The 15,459-nt window shown below is 45.8% G+C and carries 15 protein-coding genes; 11 read left to right on the forward strand and 4 right to left on the reverse strand.

Annotated elements, in window-relative coordinates; genetic code table 11:
- Positions 1 to 136: 136 nt before the first annotated feature.
- The 8 genes from ATH33_RS13235 to ATH33_RS13275 all read left to right on the forward strand — a co-directional run bounded on the left by ATH33_RS13235 (position 137) and on the right by ATH33_RS13275 (position 8,609).
- The gene (locus ATH33_RS13235; RefSeq protein ID WP_052186753.1) at positions 137 to 1,918 is read left to right on the forward strand and encodes an ABC transporter ATP-binding protein; all 1,782 of its coding nucleotides are present in this window, start codon (positions 137 to 139) and stop codon (positions 1,916 to 1,918) included.
- 12 nt (positions 1,919 to 1,930) lie between these two features.
- A complete protein-coding gene (locus ATH33_RS13240; protein WP_037996158.1) occupies positions 1,931 to 2,341 on the forward strand; it encodes an ATP-binding protein in 411 nt (136 codons plus the stop codon).
- Positions 2,342 to 2,771: 430 nt separating this feature from the next.
- Positions 2,772 to 3,722 carry a heme o synthase gene (gene cyoE, locus ATH33_RS13250; protein WP_231564613.1) on the forward strand — a complete coding sequence of 317 codons (951 nt, stop codon included), beginning with the start codon at positions 2,772 to 2,774 and terminating at the stop codon, positions 3,720 to 3,722.
- A gap of 167 nt (positions 3,723 to 3,889) precedes the next feature.
- Positions 3,890 to 4,843 carry a cytochrome c oxidase subunit II gene (coxB, locus tag ATH33_RS13255; protein WP_049719596.1) on the forward strand — a complete coding sequence of 318 codons (954 nt, stop codon included), beginning with the start codon at positions 3,890 to 3,892 and terminating at the stop codon, positions 4,841 to 4,843.
- 196 nt (positions 4,844 to 5,039) lie between these two features.
- On the forward strand, positions 5,040 to 6,809 hold the full coding sequence (gene ctaD / locus ATH33_RS13260) for a cytochrome c oxidase subunit I (RefSeq protein WP_231564615.1): 1,770 nt from the start codon (positions 5,040 to 5,042) through the stop codon (positions 6,807 to 6,809).
- Positions 6,809 to 7,423, forward strand: a complete 615-nt coding sequence (locus tag ATH33_RS13265; RefSeq protein ID WP_037996154.1) for a cytochrome (ubi)quinol oxidase subunit III — start codon at positions 6,809 to 6,811, stop codon at positions 7,421 to 7,423. The genes ctaD and ATH33_RS13265 overlap by 1 nt, the downstream gene beginning before the upstream one ends.
- Before the next feature lie 3 nt (positions 7,424 to 7,426).
- Positions 7,427 to 7,735: a cytochrome C oxidase subunit IV family protein gene (locus ATH33_RS13270; protein WP_049719597.1), complete on the forward strand. Its 309-nt coding sequence runs from the start codon at positions 7,427 to 7,429 to the stop codon at positions 7,733 to 7,735.
- Positions 7,736 to 7,877: 142 nt separating this feature from the next.
- Positions 7,878 to 8,609, forward strand: coding sequence for a hypothetical protein (locus ATH33_RS13275; RefSeq protein ID WP_037996153.1), 732 nt, complete (start codon positions 7,878 to 7,880; stop codon positions 8,607 to 8,609).
- Between the two features lie 65 nt (positions 8,610 to 8,674).
- Here ATH33_RS13275 and ATH33_RS13280 read toward each other — a convergent pair whose 3' ends face one another.
- Both ATH33_RS13280 and ATH33_RS13285 read right to left on the reverse strand, forming a co-directional pair.
- The gene (locus tag ATH33_RS13280) at positions 8,675 to 8,884 is read right to left on the reverse strand and encodes a hypothetical protein (RefSeq protein WP_131470860.1); all 210 of its coding nucleotides are present in this window, start codon (positions 8,882 to 8,884) and stop codon (positions 8,675 to 8,677) included.
- Between the two features lie 247 nt (positions 8,885 to 9,131).
- On the reverse strand, positions 9,132 to 10,187 hold the full coding sequence (locus ATH33_RS13285) for an alpha/beta fold hydrolase (RefSeq protein ID WP_170151270.1): 1,056 nt from the start codon (positions 10,185 to 10,187) through the stop codon (positions 9,132 to 9,134).
- A 401-nt stretch (positions 10,188 to 10,588) separates the two neighbouring features.
- Between ATH33_RS13285 and ATH33_RS13290 the strand changes: the two genes are divergently transcribed.
- Entirely contained in the window at positions 10,589 to 10,933 is a 345-nt protein-coding gene (locus tag ATH33_RS13290) for a hypothetical protein (protein ID WP_037996151.1), read from the forward strand.
- Positions 10,934 to 10,967: 34 nt separating this feature from the next.
- Here ATH33_RS13290 and ATH33_RS13295 read toward each other — a convergent pair whose 3' ends face one another.
- Positions 10,968 to 11,366, reverse strand: coding sequence for a globin domain-containing protein (locus tag ATH33_RS13295; RefSeq protein WP_049719600.1), 399 nt, complete (start codon positions 11,364 to 11,366; stop codon positions 10,968 to 10,970).
- A gap of 21 nt (positions 11,367 to 11,387) precedes the next feature.
- Positions 11,388 to 12,680, reverse strand: a complete 1,293-nt coding sequence (locus ATH33_RS13300) for a glutamate-1-semialdehyde 2,1-aminomutase (RefSeq protein ID WP_121874506.1) — start codon at positions 12,678 to 12,680, stop codon at positions 11,388 to 11,390.
- A 252-nt stretch (positions 12,681 to 12,932) separates the two neighbouring features.
- On the opposite strand from ATH33_RS13300, the gene ATH33_RS13305 reads away from it, so the two are divergent.
- On the forward strand, positions 12,933 to 14,624 hold the full coding sequence (locus ATH33_RS13305) for a coiled-coil domain-containing protein (RefSeq protein WP_037996149.1): 1,692 nt from the start codon (positions 12,933 to 12,935) through the stop codon (positions 14,622 to 14,624).
- Between the two features lie 78 nt (positions 14,625 to 14,702).
- Positions 14,703 to 15,446, forward strand: coding sequence for a sporulation protein (locus ATH33_RS13310; protein WP_052186751.1), 744 nt, complete (start codon positions 14,703 to 14,705; stop codon positions 15,444 to 15,446).
- Positions 15,447 to 15,459 lie beyond the last annotated feature (13 nt).

The raw sequence follows: 15,459 nt of genomic DNA on the forward strand, positions 1-15,459 counted from the left end.
CCGGTGTTTTTTGCCATGTATGTTTTGCAATGGTTGTCTGTACGGACGAAAGGGGAGATCTTCCCCTTATTGGTGATCCGATTCTTGTACCCTGTTATAATAGAAGTCAGTTCTTAACATACAGGGGTTGAAAGAAATGGGTAGCATGAAGCGATATCTTCAATTTGTCAAGCCATATTGGAAAGAAATCACTCTGACGATGATCATCGGGATCGTGAAGTTCGGGATTCCGTTGCTTCTTCCACTGCTTTTGAAATATGTGGTGGATGATTTGCTTTTGTCATCGTTGCCGGCTCAGGATAAGATACAAAAATTGATGTGGGTGATGTTGGCGGCCCTTTTTGTGTTCACGGTGATCAGAATTCCGGTGGAATATTTCCGGCAATACTTTGCCCAATGGACTGCAAGCAAAGTATTATTTGACATACGCAACAAACTTTTTGATCATATTCAAAAGTTATCCTTGCGGTATTACCAAAATCACAAAGTGGGGCAAATCATTTCCCGGGTCATTCACGATGTGGAACAAACCAAAGAATTTGTGATTACCGGCATGATGAATATCTGGCTGGATTTATCCACCCTGCTTATTGCCGTCGGTTTCATGCTTTGGCTGGATCCGTGGATGACACTGATTTCTTTGTCAGTCTTTCCGTTGTATGCCATCTCCGTCAAGTACTTCTTCCAAAATATGCGAAGAACCACCAAAGAGCGTTCACAGGCTTTGGCTGAATTGCAAGGGCATTTGCATGAGCGGGTCCAAGGCATTTCAGTCATCCGTGCGTTCCATTTGGAAAATCACGAACAGAAACAGTTTGAACAGCGAAACCGGCATTTCTTGGACAAAGCCCTCAACCAAACCCGCTGGGTGGCCAAAACGTTTGCAGCCATCAATACCATCACCGATCTGGCCCCCATTCTGGTGATTGGCGTGTCCGGTTACCTGGTGGTTCAAGGACGGCTGACCATTGGTGAAATGACGGCTTTTTACGGATACATGGGATTGATTTACAACCCGATCCGGCGCTTGGTGAACTCTTCAACCACACTGACCCAGGCTTTTGCATCGATGGACCGGGTGTTTGAGTTTGTGGATGAGCCTTATGACATCACCGATTTGCCGGATGCTAAAAACGTTGAACGGGTTAAGGGGGAAATTATCTTTGACCATGTCAGTTTCCGTTACCACGAGAATCAGGATTATGTGTTGGAAGACATTGATCTGAAAATCGCTCCGGGACAAACCGTTGCATTGGTGGGTCCAAGCGGCGGAGGAAAATCATCTTTTATTTCCCTGATTCCGCGTTTCTATGATGTCGATCAAGGACAAATCCGCATCGATGGCCGTGACGTCCGCTCTTTTACTTTAAACAGTTTGCGGAAACAAATCGGGATGGTTTTGCAAGAAAACATCTTGTTCAGCGGGACGGTCAGCGAAAATATCCGGCTGGGAAAAGTGGATGCATCCTTTGATGAAATTGTTGAGGCGGCCAAAGCGGCCAATGCCCATGACTTTATCCAAGAGCTTCCCCAAGGGTACGATACTGAAATTGGCGAACGGGGCATTAAATTGTCAGGAGGGCAAAGGCAGCGGATTGCGCTTGCCCGTGTTTTTTTGAAAGACCCGTCCATTCTGATTTTGGATGAAGCAACCTCGGCACTGGATTTGCAAACGGAGCACTTAATCCAGGAATCTTTGGAGCGTTTGGCCAAAGACCGCACCACTTTGATCGTTGCCCACCGTTTGTCGACGATTACCCATGCCGACCAGATTTTTGTCATTGACCATGGCCGGTTGATCGAACACGGCACACATGATGAATTGATGCGCCGAAACGGCAAATATGCCGAGCTTTACCGGGTGCAAAACTTCGACCACGGGACATCGGCGGAAGCGGACCGGAAGCTTACCACGTGATGGAGGGGAAACATGCAGAAAAGATTTGAGATCCATGCAGAAGAGGATATTTTCCACATACGGAGTGAAGTGAGGGAAATGGCAAAGGAAATCGGTTTTGACGAACTGGAACAATCGCGGATTGTCCAGTCCATGTCGGAATTGGCCCAAAATGTGGTGCAATATGCTGACAAGGGGATTTTGACCATTTCCCCGGTAAAGGAAGAAGGGGGACGCAAAGGGTTGAAGATTCAAGTCCGTGACGAAGGGCCGGGATTAAACAACCTGGAAGAATTGGCAAAAGGAAAAGCCCGGCAAGTCGGGGAAACTTCCGGCCTTCAGCATGTATATATGCTGATGGATGAGTTAAGGCAAATTCCGGTTGAATCCGGCACTTGCCTCGAAGCGGTCAAATGGTTGAAAAACAAACCCATTATTTCATAATCCACCCATTAAAAAACCTTATTTTGGATAAGCCGGCCATTTGGTTTCCATTGCCGTTGCAGGCCGGGAAAAATGTTCACAAATATGTCATCTTCCGCTTGGAACAATCGATTAGACTAATGAGTGAAAAGGTTTTTTGCAGAAAAAAGGGCCGCGAGGGCAATAATAAAAAATGAAGGAAACTGTTTGATCGCACGGCAGCGCTTTTACCTGCTCTTGCACGAAGGGGTTCTATCATCTAAAATGATGATGGTAATTAGGCAAAAAGTATCTCTTTTTTTGCAACATGCCCGAGAAAGAGAACAAAAGAGCATGTAAAGGAATTTGTGTTTTTTTCTTTGTTTGTATTATGTTAAATTATATTGTTCCCTTTCTTCAACAGTCATTTCCAGTTGAAGATGGTTTCTTGGTAGAAAGGAGGTTTGTACGGGTGAACCATACTGTGTCCGAGCAAACCGCATCTGAGCAGATGTTAGATTCTGTGGAATCGAAAAATAAAGCCTCCTGGCGTGATTATATAGAAATTACGAAACCGGGGATTAATAAGAGTAATTTGATTGCCACGTTTGCAGGGTATTTTGTAGCGGCGGGATTGACGGATTTGAATCTGGTCACTTTGATCCTGACTTTGCTCGGAACCGCACTTACGATTGCAGGCAGTTGCACATTGAACAATTTTATCGACCGGGACATTGACCCGTTGATGGAACGTACCAAGAGCCGCCCGGTGGCTGACGGAAGAATCAAACCGGCTACCGCTTTATGGTATGGTCTGACATTAACCCTTTTGGGACTCATGTTATTGGCTGTCGGTGTGAACATTCTTGCTGCATTTGTTGCATTTATCGGGGTAATGGTATATGTTTTGATTTATAGTTTATGGTTAAAAAGAACCAGTACTTTAAACACAGTGGTTGGCGGGATTTCAGGAGCTGTTCCGCCGATGATCGGTTGGGTTGCGGCCAATCCGGCCATCGATTTGAATGCTTGGGCACTCTTTCTCATTTTGTTTATGTGGCAACCTCCTCACTTTTTTGCCCTTGCGATGCGGCGTGTGGAAGAGTACCGTCAGGCAGGAGTTCCGATGTTGCCGGTCGTCAAAGGGTTTCATGAGACCAAGAAACAAACACTGTTCTTTACGATTCTTTTGCTCCCTTCTTCTTATTTGTTGTTTTACACAGGGACTTTGGGTTGGTTTTATCTGATTGTGTCACTTGTGCTGGGTGGGATTTATGTCGTTTTATCCATCCGCGGCTTTTCTGCAAAAGATGATATCAAGTGGGCAAATCAGATGTTTTTTTATTCTTTGATTTACTTGACGGTGATTTTGCTTTCGATGGTGATCGATGTTTTGATTCGTGATTTGATGCGCATTTTATAAATACGATACAGTGCTTATCATGAGCTTGATATAAATAGATTTGATGCACTGTGAAAATGATTGGTCCGGCTTCGGTTGATCGGGGTCGGATCAACCTTACAGAAAGCGAGGTAGGAAATGTGGTGAGTCGAAAAGGCGCATGGCGAGTATTAAGTTTATTCGCACTTATGTCTCTGGCTCTCACTGGATGTTCCGGGGTTGACGGGTTCAGTGTTTTGAAACCGAAAGGGACATCAGGTGAGATGTCGCTTGATATGATTAAATTAGCCTTATTCATCATGTTGGGCGTCTTTGCTGTCGTTATATCCATCTATATTTACGTGCTGATCCGGTACAGAAAACGGAAAGGCAAAGATGTGATGCCGGAACAAGTTCATGGAAACAATGTTCTGGAAATCGTCTGGACTGCTATTCCGATCATTTTGCTTACGATATTGGCAATTCCGACGGTCAAATACACGTTTAACATGTCGGAAATAAAAGCTTCGGAAGACTCCCTCACGGTAAAGGTGACGGGGTATCAGTATTGGTGGGAGTTTCAGTACCCTGACCTGGGAATCAAAACAGCCCAAGAGCTACATATCCCGGTAGGGAAAAAAGTGAATTTGATTATTGAAGGAAAAGATGTTCTGCACTCCTTCTGGGTACCCGCGCTCAGCGGAAAAGTGGACGTCGTTCCAGGACGCACAAACACCTTGCCGTTGGATGCGAAAGAACCGGGTGTTTATCAAGGGAAATGTGCAGAATTGTGTGGAGCGGGCCATGCTTTAATGGACTTTAAAGTGATCGCTCAAGAAGAAAGCGACTTTAACAAATGGGTGGCACAAATGCAACAACCGTCCACCGTTCAAACCGCCCAGCAAAAACAAGGGGAAGCATTGTTCAACCAAAACTGTCTGGGTTGTCATGCCGGAACAAACAAAAACATCAAAGGTCCGGATTTGACCAAGTTTGGAACACGTTCCACCATTGCAGGGATTTTGCCGCATGACGAAGAGAATCTGAAAAAATGGCTGAAAGACCCGACTGCGGTGAAACCGGGTGCGCAAATGCCGAAAATTGACTATTTAGAACCGCAAGAAATGGAAGCGCTTGTGGAGTATTTGATGAGCAGAAAATAACTTTTCACACATCGTATCGTAACGGATCACGTTAGAAGGAGGGAACACCATGGGTACGCTCTTAATATTGATCGTCTTTGCTCTTTTCATATGGGCGATCTTTACGGGAGGCTATAATAAAAATTTACTCAGTCTCGTAAAGAAGAGCAAAGTTTGGGAATGGCTTACCACGGTGGACCATAAGAAAATCGGGATCATGTATTTTATTTCCGGGATCGTTTTCTTTGTCATCGGGGGAATTGAAGCCTTGTTGCTGCGGTTGCAGCTGATCGTGCCCAATAACGATTTTATTGTTGGCGACACCTTTAACCAAGTGTTAACCATGCACGGAACCACGATGATTTTCCTTGCAGCAATGCCTTTGATTTTCGGATTGATGAACGTGGTGGTTCCGCTTCAAATCGGTGCGCGTGATGTTGCGTTTCCGTTTTTGAACTCACTCGGGTTCTGGCTTTTTACAGCGGGTGGAGTCATTTTAAACCTCAGCTGGATTTTTGGGGGTGCACCCGATGCCGGTTGGACTTCCTATGTGGGATTGGCTTTGAATGAATACAGCCCCGGACCGGGTGTGGACTACTATGTGATCGGTTTGCAGATTTCCGGGATCGGGACGTTGCTCAGCGGGATCAACTTCCTGGTGACCATTATCAACATGCGGGCTCCCGGAATGACATTCTTGAGATTGCCGCTGTTTACATGGACGACGTTTGCAACGTCCGCATTGATCATTTTTGCCATGCCGCCATTAACTGTCGGCTTGTTGCTGTTGATGTTTGACCGCTTGTTTGGTGCGAACTTTTTCGATTACACGATGGGCGGCAGCGCCGTGCTGTGGCAACACTTGTTCTGGATTTTCGGGCATCCGGAAGTATACATTGTGATTTTGCCGGCGTTTGGAATCATGTCCGAGGTTATCAGCACGTTCTCGAAAAAGCGCTTGTTCGGATATACCTCCATGGTCTTTGCAACGGTTTTGATTTCTTTCCTCGGGTTCATGGTGTGGGTTCACCATATGTTTACCGTTGGACTGGGACCGGTTGCTAACTCCATTTTCGGGATTGCGACCATGACCATTGCGATTCCGACGGGGATCAAGGTCTTCAACTGGTTGTTTACCATGTGGGGAGGGGAAATCCGCTTTAAAACCGCCATGTTGTTTGCCCTCGGGTTCATTCCCACCTTTGTGATGGGGGGTATGACTGGGGTAATGGTGGCTTCGCCGCCTGCAGACTTCCAATACCATGACACTTATTTCGTCGTGGCGCACTTCCACTATGTATTAGTCGGAGGAACCGTCTTTGCATTATTTGCCGGTGCCTATTATTGGTGGCCGAAAATGTTCGGGAAACTGTTAAACGAAAAATTGGGTAAAGTTCACTTCTGGACTTTCTTTATCGGTTTCCATCTGACCTTCTTCCCGCAACACTTCTTGGGACTGTTCGGTATGCCGCGCCGGGTGTTTACCTACCAGGCAGGGGCCGGATTGGAAACCTTGAACTTCATCAGTACCATTGGCGCACTCTTCATGGCAATTGGTACGATCGCGTTTGCACTGAATATTGTTCTGACTTTCAAAAAAGGCGAAAAAGCATCGGGAGACCCGTGGAATGGACGGACTTTGGAATGGTCGATTCCTTCGCCGGCTCCGGAATATAACTTTAAACAAACGCCTTTGGTGCGTGGTTATGATGCATGGTGGCTTGAAAAGCAGGCCGGAAACAAAGAAATGCAACCGGCTGAACCGTTGGGCCCCATTCATATGCCATCCCCGACCTATATTCCTCTTTTGATGGCATTAGGCTTGTTTGTAGCCGGTTTGGGATTCATTGCCCGTGGCGATTTCAGCGCGGCGATTATCGGGATCATTGTCGTCTTCATTGCCATGTTTATGCGCTCGTTTGAGCAGGATCATGGCTATCATATCGATCCGGAGGAAATTGACAAAGAAAAGGGGGTTAAGGCATAATGGCAGCCCAAACGGAAGCGGCCCAAAAGCCTCAACATCTGGAAACGGCCACGCTGGAAGGGAAAAACAAAGTCTTGGGCTTTTGGCTCTTTTTAGGAGCCGAAACCGTCTTGTTCGCTTGTTTGTTTGGTTCTTATTTGGCTCTTCGCAGCCAAAACATGGGCGGACCGGACAGTACCGAGTTGTTTGACTTGGAACTGGTTGCGGTCACCACGGCAATTCTTTTGACAAGCAGTTTGACCAGTGTGCTTGCGATGGTGAAAATGAACCAGCGCCATTTGAAAGGAACACTGGTATGGCTCGGAATCACGGTTCTGCTTGGTCTGGCTTTTTTGGTGCTGGAAATTTATGAGTTCATTCATTATGTGAGCTTGGGGCATACTTTCATGAGCAGTGCTTTTGGTTCCGCTTTTTATGCCCTGGTCGGTACCCATGGTGCGCACGTCACATTCGGGCTTTTCTGGATCTCGGGGTTGATGATTCAGGCAGCCAAACGTGGGATCACAAAGGAAACGGCGCCAAAATTGTTCCTTTCCAGTTTGTATTGGCACTTTATTGACGTGGTTTGGGTGTTTATCTTTACCCTGGTTTATCTTTTGGGAAAGGTGGGCTAAACGGTGGCACAACAAGTCAGTCAGTCTTCAAACGAGCAGTCTGCCCATAAATCAGAGCGCGTGACGAAGCATCTCATTTCGTTTGCCGTGATGATCGTGTTGACAGCGGCTGCTTTTTACCTGGTCGCCACCGATGTGGCACCGGAACACCTGGTCTTGCCGGTTCTTTTGATCTTGGGTGCGGTGCAGGTGTTTTTGCAGTTGTTTACGTTTATGCATCTGGATCAAAAAGGAACGGCTTTCTACAGGATATTTATTGTGGCAGGCATTTTCTTCGCAGTCATCAGTGCTGTGGGAATCTTTTTGATGTAAAGGTCATTGCAAAAGCCTCTTGTTGGATAGCAAGAGGCTTTTGTTTTTGTATATAATGGCTCTGGATATATAAAAGAATTATAGATTAAAAATCATTTATTTTATGTTAAATTGATCACGTTTCGAAAAAACAGGAGGAAACATGAATAATCTGTTGAGAGATCAACTCCTAACCAACCCAAAGACCTTTTTGCGCTCCATTCCTTTTATGAAAGTGTCTGAGGGAATTGCCATCGGGGCGGTCACCGGACTGGGTTATTTTTCGGCTTATTTGTCCGATGTCAGTTACAAGGCTTATTTTGGATTGCCTGCCCTTTATGCGAGTGTGGGGTTAAATGCCATCATTCTCTCCATTTTTGCGTTTGTGATCATGTCGCTTGTGCTTTTGGCCTATTTGCAATACCCGATCGTGGCCCGGTATGGAAAATGGGTTTTACCCGTTTTTTTGCCCGGGGCGGTGGCATTTATGCTCGGGTTGCGGTTGGATTTTGAGTTCCATTATTCGGTGGAAGTGCTTTTGTTTTTCTTTTTGTTGTATGTTGCTTTTACATATGCGTTGATCCGGATGGTTTCCAAGCGAAAATGGTTCATTGCCGGGCTGATTTTCATGGTTTTGGTGATTTCCATTTCCAGGGCTTGTGGCTATTTGATTGCTTTAAACCAAAAGGAATATCTGGTGTTCATGGAGGAACCAAGGCCTTATGCAGTGGTGGATGTCAACGGGGAAGCCATGATTATGATGCCTGTTGATTTAAAGAAAAAAACACTCCTGCCGGAATACCGGTTTGTGGATCAAAAAGCGGAAATGGAGAATTCGATTCCTTTGAAAAAAATGAATATTGGTCCTCTTCATGTGCAGGGAACCCGGCCGTGAAAGGACAAAAATTAAAAAACACCGATAGCTTGGACTATGCGGTGTTTTTCATCGTTTATGCATATTCATAAAAAATCACTGAACGTTTTGTATTTCCTGGATACTTGTGTGTCCACATATTCTTTCCACATTTGCTTTGCACATTCTTTTGAACAAATGGGGGATTCAAAGCTGATTTCAACATAGTATGCTTCTTTCCCACAGATTGAACAAGGAGCCGTTTTGTTAGCGGGCAAAAGAATGTCTTCACCATGCAAATCATCTTTATAATTCAACAGAATCATCCTCTCCTTATTCGGTTTTGTGGTGTCCCACTTCCGCTAAGGAGGAATTGATTGAAGCAATCAATTTCTCTTAAGCTTATTTTCTCATATTTCCCATGAGATCTAAAGCCTTTTTTTGTAGAGTCACAAGAGATTTCAGATGATTACAAAGCAATAACCGGCCACGATGGAAAAGAACGCAAAATTTTGACGGGTTTACTGTAAAAAATGAGAAATTCAAGATCCGGGCCAAGCCGGTTTAAGGCGCGTGTTTGACGGTCGGTTCCCCGGCTTTGCCGTTTGCCGCTTTATGTGATTGATTTTGGAGTTTTTTTTGTTGGAATAACAAGCTTTCTTCTTTGACACGCAAAAGCAAAACGAGGAACGAAGATGATTCTTCAAGATGAGGCGCATGCGCCGAATTTTCAAACCAAATCATGTCTTTTACGGGGGCATCAAGCTGCTCGTAAAATTGTTCCTGCAGCTCAAAAGGAGAGTAAAAATCATAACGGCCCACACAGAAATAAGCCGGAACCTTCAGTTCTTGAATTTCTTCAAAAAGATTGACTTGCAGCAGTTGGGGCATGAGCCGTTTGAAAGAAGTCCGATAGCCCCGGATCCATTTAATCCAGTCCAAAAGTGTATACTCCGAAGAAAAGAACCCTTTGGCCAAATATTGAAAAAGGTTTCCCTTCCGAATCAATCCCCCGAAACGAGTCAGCCACTTGTGTTGTACAAGCACATGGCGCAAATCTTTATATGGTGGATAGCCGATGCGTTTCAAAGCACGCATCGCCAAGAATTTCCGGTTGTGTCGGGCATGAATCAATACAAACTGATACGAGAGCAGTGCGCTTTTTTGCACATCGGTCATTTGGCCGATGCCGATGTAGGCGTGGAGCAAAGACGGATATTTTTTGGCAAAGCGTGCTCCGATGATGCTGCCCCAGGAGTGTGCAGCCAAATAGATTTTTTTCTGTTTAAAGCGTTCCAAGAGGATTTGAACCAATTCATGAGTATCTGAGACGAACTGGTCAAGATTGATGGCTTTTGGATCCATTTTTGCGGAAAAAGATTTTCCGGCTCCCCGTTGATCCCAATGAACCACGATAAAGTGCTTTTCCAGTTCTTCTTGATAATGCCTCATAAACCCGATTGGCGCAAATCCAGGACCCCCGTGCAAAAACAAGAGAATTGGATGGCTGGTGTCTTGGCCCCGTATCATAATGGATTGCTTTGCGATTCCCAGTTGAATCGTTTCAATGGTTGCCGTTCCATTCTCCAGCGTTTTGTTGGGGGGTTGACTCTTAAACATTTGTTTCCCTGCCTTTTCATCATAATCAATGGATAAATATGTCGGGATAAAATAATTCTGCATTTCTTCGGGGTTTCCTTCAAAAAAACGGGATTTTAATCTAAATTACAGAACGGAATGATCGGATCACACGAAAAAACAGCCGGATTTTGCAAACGATAAAGGGGCAGAAACGGAATAATTTTAATCAAGTTCCTTCTTTTTTCATGTTTTTGCGGGATGTTTACGGAGTCGTTAAAAAGGGGTAAATTGTGTTTGAGTAACTGGCAACAAAATGAATTCTTGCGGACAGATGGCAATCTTTGTGATTGGAAAAAATTAATTTCAAAGAGTATAAATGGAATGAGGCGGCTGTTGATTTGGGATGACGCGACACGGGTTTTGGAAAGGGGGAAAGATGGTTGCGAAGATGGACGGTATGCGGATGGATTCTTTTGGTTTCTTTTTTGTTGTCAAGCGGTGAAACCTGGGCCAATGAGATGGGCTGTCATTCATTTGAGAACTGGAGCGAGTCGCAGAAATATTTTGAAGAAAAAGGCGGATCCAAACATCTGAATATCGATGGCTTGGACAGTGACCAAGATGGATTGGCTTGTGAAGAGTTGATCGGCTTTGATCCCGGCCACATCAATCCGAACAATGACCGGCGACCGGATGCCAACAAAGGCAATGATTCCGCGGAAAAAGGCGTTTGGGTGGAGATTTTGTCGGTGCTGAAAAAATGGTGGCGTCAGTGGTTGGATTAAAAAAGCCCCGGACAAGTTTCCGGAGCTTTTTTGTTTACGGTTGCCGGTTGGAAGGTTGGTTCACCATGTGGTGGGCCGTCAAGACCAAACGGCTCCAGATCGCTTCTCTGATTTTCCCGCCGATCTCCACTTCATCCAATGCCTGGCTCATGCATTCCAGCCAGGCTTCGGCTCTTTCCGGGGTGATGGGAAAAGGCATGTGGCGTGCCCGAAGCATGGGGTGTCCGTATTTTTCGCTGTAGAGCGGGGGGCCCCCGAAAAATTGCGTAAGAAATAAGTATTGTTTTTCCATCACAGGGAGGATGTCTTCCGGAAAGATCGGCTTCAAAAGCGGATGTTTGATGACACGCGGGTAAAATGCTTCGACCAATTGCCGGACTTTCTTTGCTCCCCCGATTTTTTCATAGATCGTGACAGGTTCGTTTCGTTCCATCGAATCACCTTTTCCACAATGTTACGGTTTCATTTTTTTGAAAGCCCGTTCGACGGCACGTAAAGTGAATTGGATGTCTTCTTCCGAATGCTGGGTTGTCAAAAACCAAGCTTCGTATTTGGATGGAGCAAGGTAAACCCCTTCTTCCAGCATCAGCCGGAAAAACTGTCCGAATTGTTTACTGTCCGCTGCTTGGGCTCCTTCGTAGTCGGTCACTTCCTGATCGGTGAAGTAGACGGTCAATGCTCCCACCACTTGATTGATTGTGATGTTCAAGCCATATTTGTCGGCCAAACGGGAAATCTCGTTGTTTAATGTTTTGCCCATTTTTTCTAGTCGTTCGTAGGTGTTGGGTTGCTTTAAGGTTTCAATGCATGCCAGGCCCGCGGAGATCGACAACGGATTTCCTGCCATCGTTCCCGCTTGGTACATCGGCCCCATCGGGGAGACTTTTTCCATGATTTCTCTTTTTCCGCCATAAGCCCCGATGGGAAGTCCGCCGCCGATGATTTTGCCCAAGGCGGTCAGATCCGGCTCCACATGATAGTAATCCTGGATTCCGCCGTAATGAAAGCGGAAAGCGGTGATCACCTCATCATAAATGACCAAGGCGCCTGCTTGATGGGCCAATTGGTTGATGGTTTCTAGGAAATTCGGTTGGGGCGGGACGATCCCGAAGTTTCCGACCAGCGGCTCGACCAAGATGCCGGCGATTTCGTCTCCCCATTTTTCCATGGTCTCTTCCAAGATTTCGATGTTGTTGTAAGGGATGGTAATCACTTCATTGGCGATGCTGACGGGCACACCGGCGCTGTCGGGAGTGCCGAGGGTGGAAGGGCCTGAGCCGGCGGCCACCAGAACCAAGTCAGAGTGACCATGGTAACAGCCCGCAAATTTCAGGATTTTGGTGCGGTTGGTATAAGCGCGGGCCAAACGGATGGTTGTCATGACCGCTTCCGTTCCACTGTTGACGAAGCGGATTTGTTCCATGGACGGGATGGCTTCCCGCAACATTTTTGCAAAACGCACTTCTTTTTCCGTCGGCGTTCCGTATAACACCCCGTTGGCGGCCTGTTCAACAATCGCCGCCGTCACCACCGGATGGGCATGCCCCAAAATAATCGGGCCGAAAGCCGCGAGATAATCGATATACCGGTTTCCATCTTCATCCCAGAAATAAGCGCCTTGTGCTTTTTTCATAAAGATCGGCGTGCCGTTTCCCACTGCACGAAAAGACCGTGACGGGCTGTTGACACCGCCGACAATGACATCCAATGCTTCCTGATAAAGTTTTTCCGATTGCTGTATATTCAAGAATATCCCCCATTTCGTCTCCTTTGTGACATTTGATGACGATTTGAAAAAACGACGTCATGTGCAGGAACCATGCATCATATTTTTTTACTGACGAAACAAGTCCCTTTTTTAATTGTAACGTGATGCACAGAAAATGCCTAGGGAGGATTGTCTCTGTGAATCATCCTGTGATATGCTGAAATTGGGTATATATGTCGATTTTTCGGAGTTTATATATATTTTGGGAACGGAAGATGGAGGCGAAGTATCTTGTCATTCAGATTTCAAGTCGGTGAGCGTTATAGAGATTTATATCAAATCGAATATGTCGTCCGGTTTTTTGACGGTGAACTGGCGGTTGCCCGAAAAGGTTCGCAACGCTACTACTTGCAGTCATCCCGTTTGGAAAAACAAGCGCCGATCTCCCGTGCGATTGCGCACTACCGCTCCTTTGAACATCCGTTGGTGATTCCTTATGAAGATGTGTATGCCGAAGACCGTTCGATCGTATTTGTCCGCCCTTATGTTCCCATCCTGCCTTTGCGGGAGGTTTTTGCCAATCATGAGGTGGAAGAGGCGAAACTGGTCGAATGGGGAAAGCAACTGCTTGGGTTGGAAAAGGATTTGAGGGCGCAACCGATGCGGATGTATTTGCTTTTGGATCCCGGAAATATCGGGGTGACGGAACATAATGAGGAGCTGAAGGTGTTATTTTGCGGTACGGAAACCATTACGGCACAAAAAAACATACTCGATTGGGGAACCTTTTTTTATTCCCTTTTATCCGGCGAACCCGTGGATAAGCCGATTCAAAGATTGCCGAACGATTTCAAGGCATCGAAAAAGATGGTGCGGTTAATTCAACGGAGCTTGCAAAACGACTCGCCTGATTCGGTCTTGTCCCATATCAAGCAGTATGAGAAAGTGGGACTGTTGGACCGTTTGTTTGGCAGCGGAGGGGAGAAAAAGAAGGACCCCAAACCCCGAAAATCTCCAGTGAAACATCAGCCATCCACAACCGATACCCCGGTTTCTTCCGCTTCTGAACCCCAAGAACCGGCAGAAACAAAAAAGGCGGAGGCCGCGAAGGTCACATCCGATATACCTGAAACAATACAGAAGAAACAGGAAGAAGATTATATCGCAAGTTTGAAAGAAGAATTTGAAAAGAGACAAAAAGAAGCCTTGGAAAAACAGCGCAAAGAATTGGAAAAGCGCCAGCAAGAGTTGCTGGAGCGTCAGCGGCTGGAATTTGAAAAACGGGAACAAGAGTTGTTGCAAAAGCAGAAAGAAGAGTTTAAACAACAAATTGAAGAGCCGGAACAGCGGGAGAATTGGGAACGGGAGATTGCGGAAAGAGAACGCATGCTTGAAGAACAAAAACGAAAAGAAGAAGAAGAAAAAGCCCGTCAGGAAGAAGAGCGCTTGAAACAGGAGCGGCTCGAGCAAGAACGCATCGCATTGGAACAAGAAGAGCGGCTGCAAAAAGAATTGGCCAAAGTGGAAGAAGAACGGATCAAGTGGGAACAGAAGCAAAAAGATTTGGAGAAAAAAGAAGAAGAATTACGGGAGAAGTTGCAAAAAGAATTTGAAGAGATGGCGAAGTCTTTGCTGCAAAAACAAGAGGAAGAATTTAAAAGACGCCAAGAGGAGTTGCTGCAGCAACAACGGGATCTTTTGGAAAGCCAGACCAAAAAACGCCTGGAACGGCATCGCGAAGAGTTGGAGCAAACATCCAGGCATTACTTGATCACCCCGGACACCAAACCGCGTGCCAGCTTGTTGGATTTGGAAAAAGAAAACAAAGCGAAAAAAGAAAACGAACAACCGAAAGAAAACACCCAACCGCAGCAGGACGACCGCGAGCGCTTGCGTAAGGAAAAACTGGCTAAAGAAAACAAGGATCACGACGAATTGGTGAAACAGTTCGAGGAGTATATGAACCAAATGTACCCCAAATAAGGTGGACAAGAGAGAGCGGGTTTCCTGTTCTCTCCTTCTTAAACGGTTTTTATCTTTAAGCTGGAAAGGATTGAAAACATGGTTCTTTACAGATCATTGGCCCGTTTGGGCATCGGCGGAACCACCGTGGATGCGCAGATCGAGGAAGAACAATTCCGGCCGGGGGATGTCATCAAGGGGGAAATCAAGATTCGGGGGGGACAAGCCGAACAGCAAATCGATGACATTTACATGTACCTGATGGTGACGGTGTCCAAAAACGGAAGAAAAGCTTCCCATCTCATGCAACAATATCCTTTGTCCCATTCCATGATCATTCAAAAAGACGAGATCAAAAAGGTTCCGTTTCAAATTAAACTCCCCATGGAAACGCCCATGTCGACGGGAAGCTTTCCTGTGTACCTGAAGACGGGATTGGACATTAAAATGAGCCTGGATCCCACCGATCTGGATAAAATTGAAGTCGTGCCCGCGAATTTGGTGCAAAAAATCTTGAAAAAAATTGAGGATGCTGATTTTATTTTATATCGGATACATAACGAATATGATCCGCAACAGAAGCCTTATCCTTTTTTCCAGATGTTTCAGTTCCGCCCGACAGGCCGTTATCACGGATATGTCGATGAATTGAACGTATTCTTCAAAGTGACGGATATGTCAATCCGGATGGATATCGAGCTGATCCGTTCCGACCGTGTTTTAAACAGTCAATTTTCCTGGGAATACCATGATCCCAAAGGAACCCTCATGATCAATAACGAGCGGGTGATTCGGGATCCGCTTGAAAAAATTGATGAAATGCTGAACCGCAAAATGCATTAACAGAAAAAGGACG

Origin of the sequence: Thermoactinomyces vulgaris, assembly GCF_003688725.1 — a bacterium.
GTDB classification, from domain to species: Bacteria; Bacillota; Bacilli; order Thermoactinomycetales; family Thermoactinomycetaceae; genus Thermoactinomyces; species Thermoactinomyces vulgaris.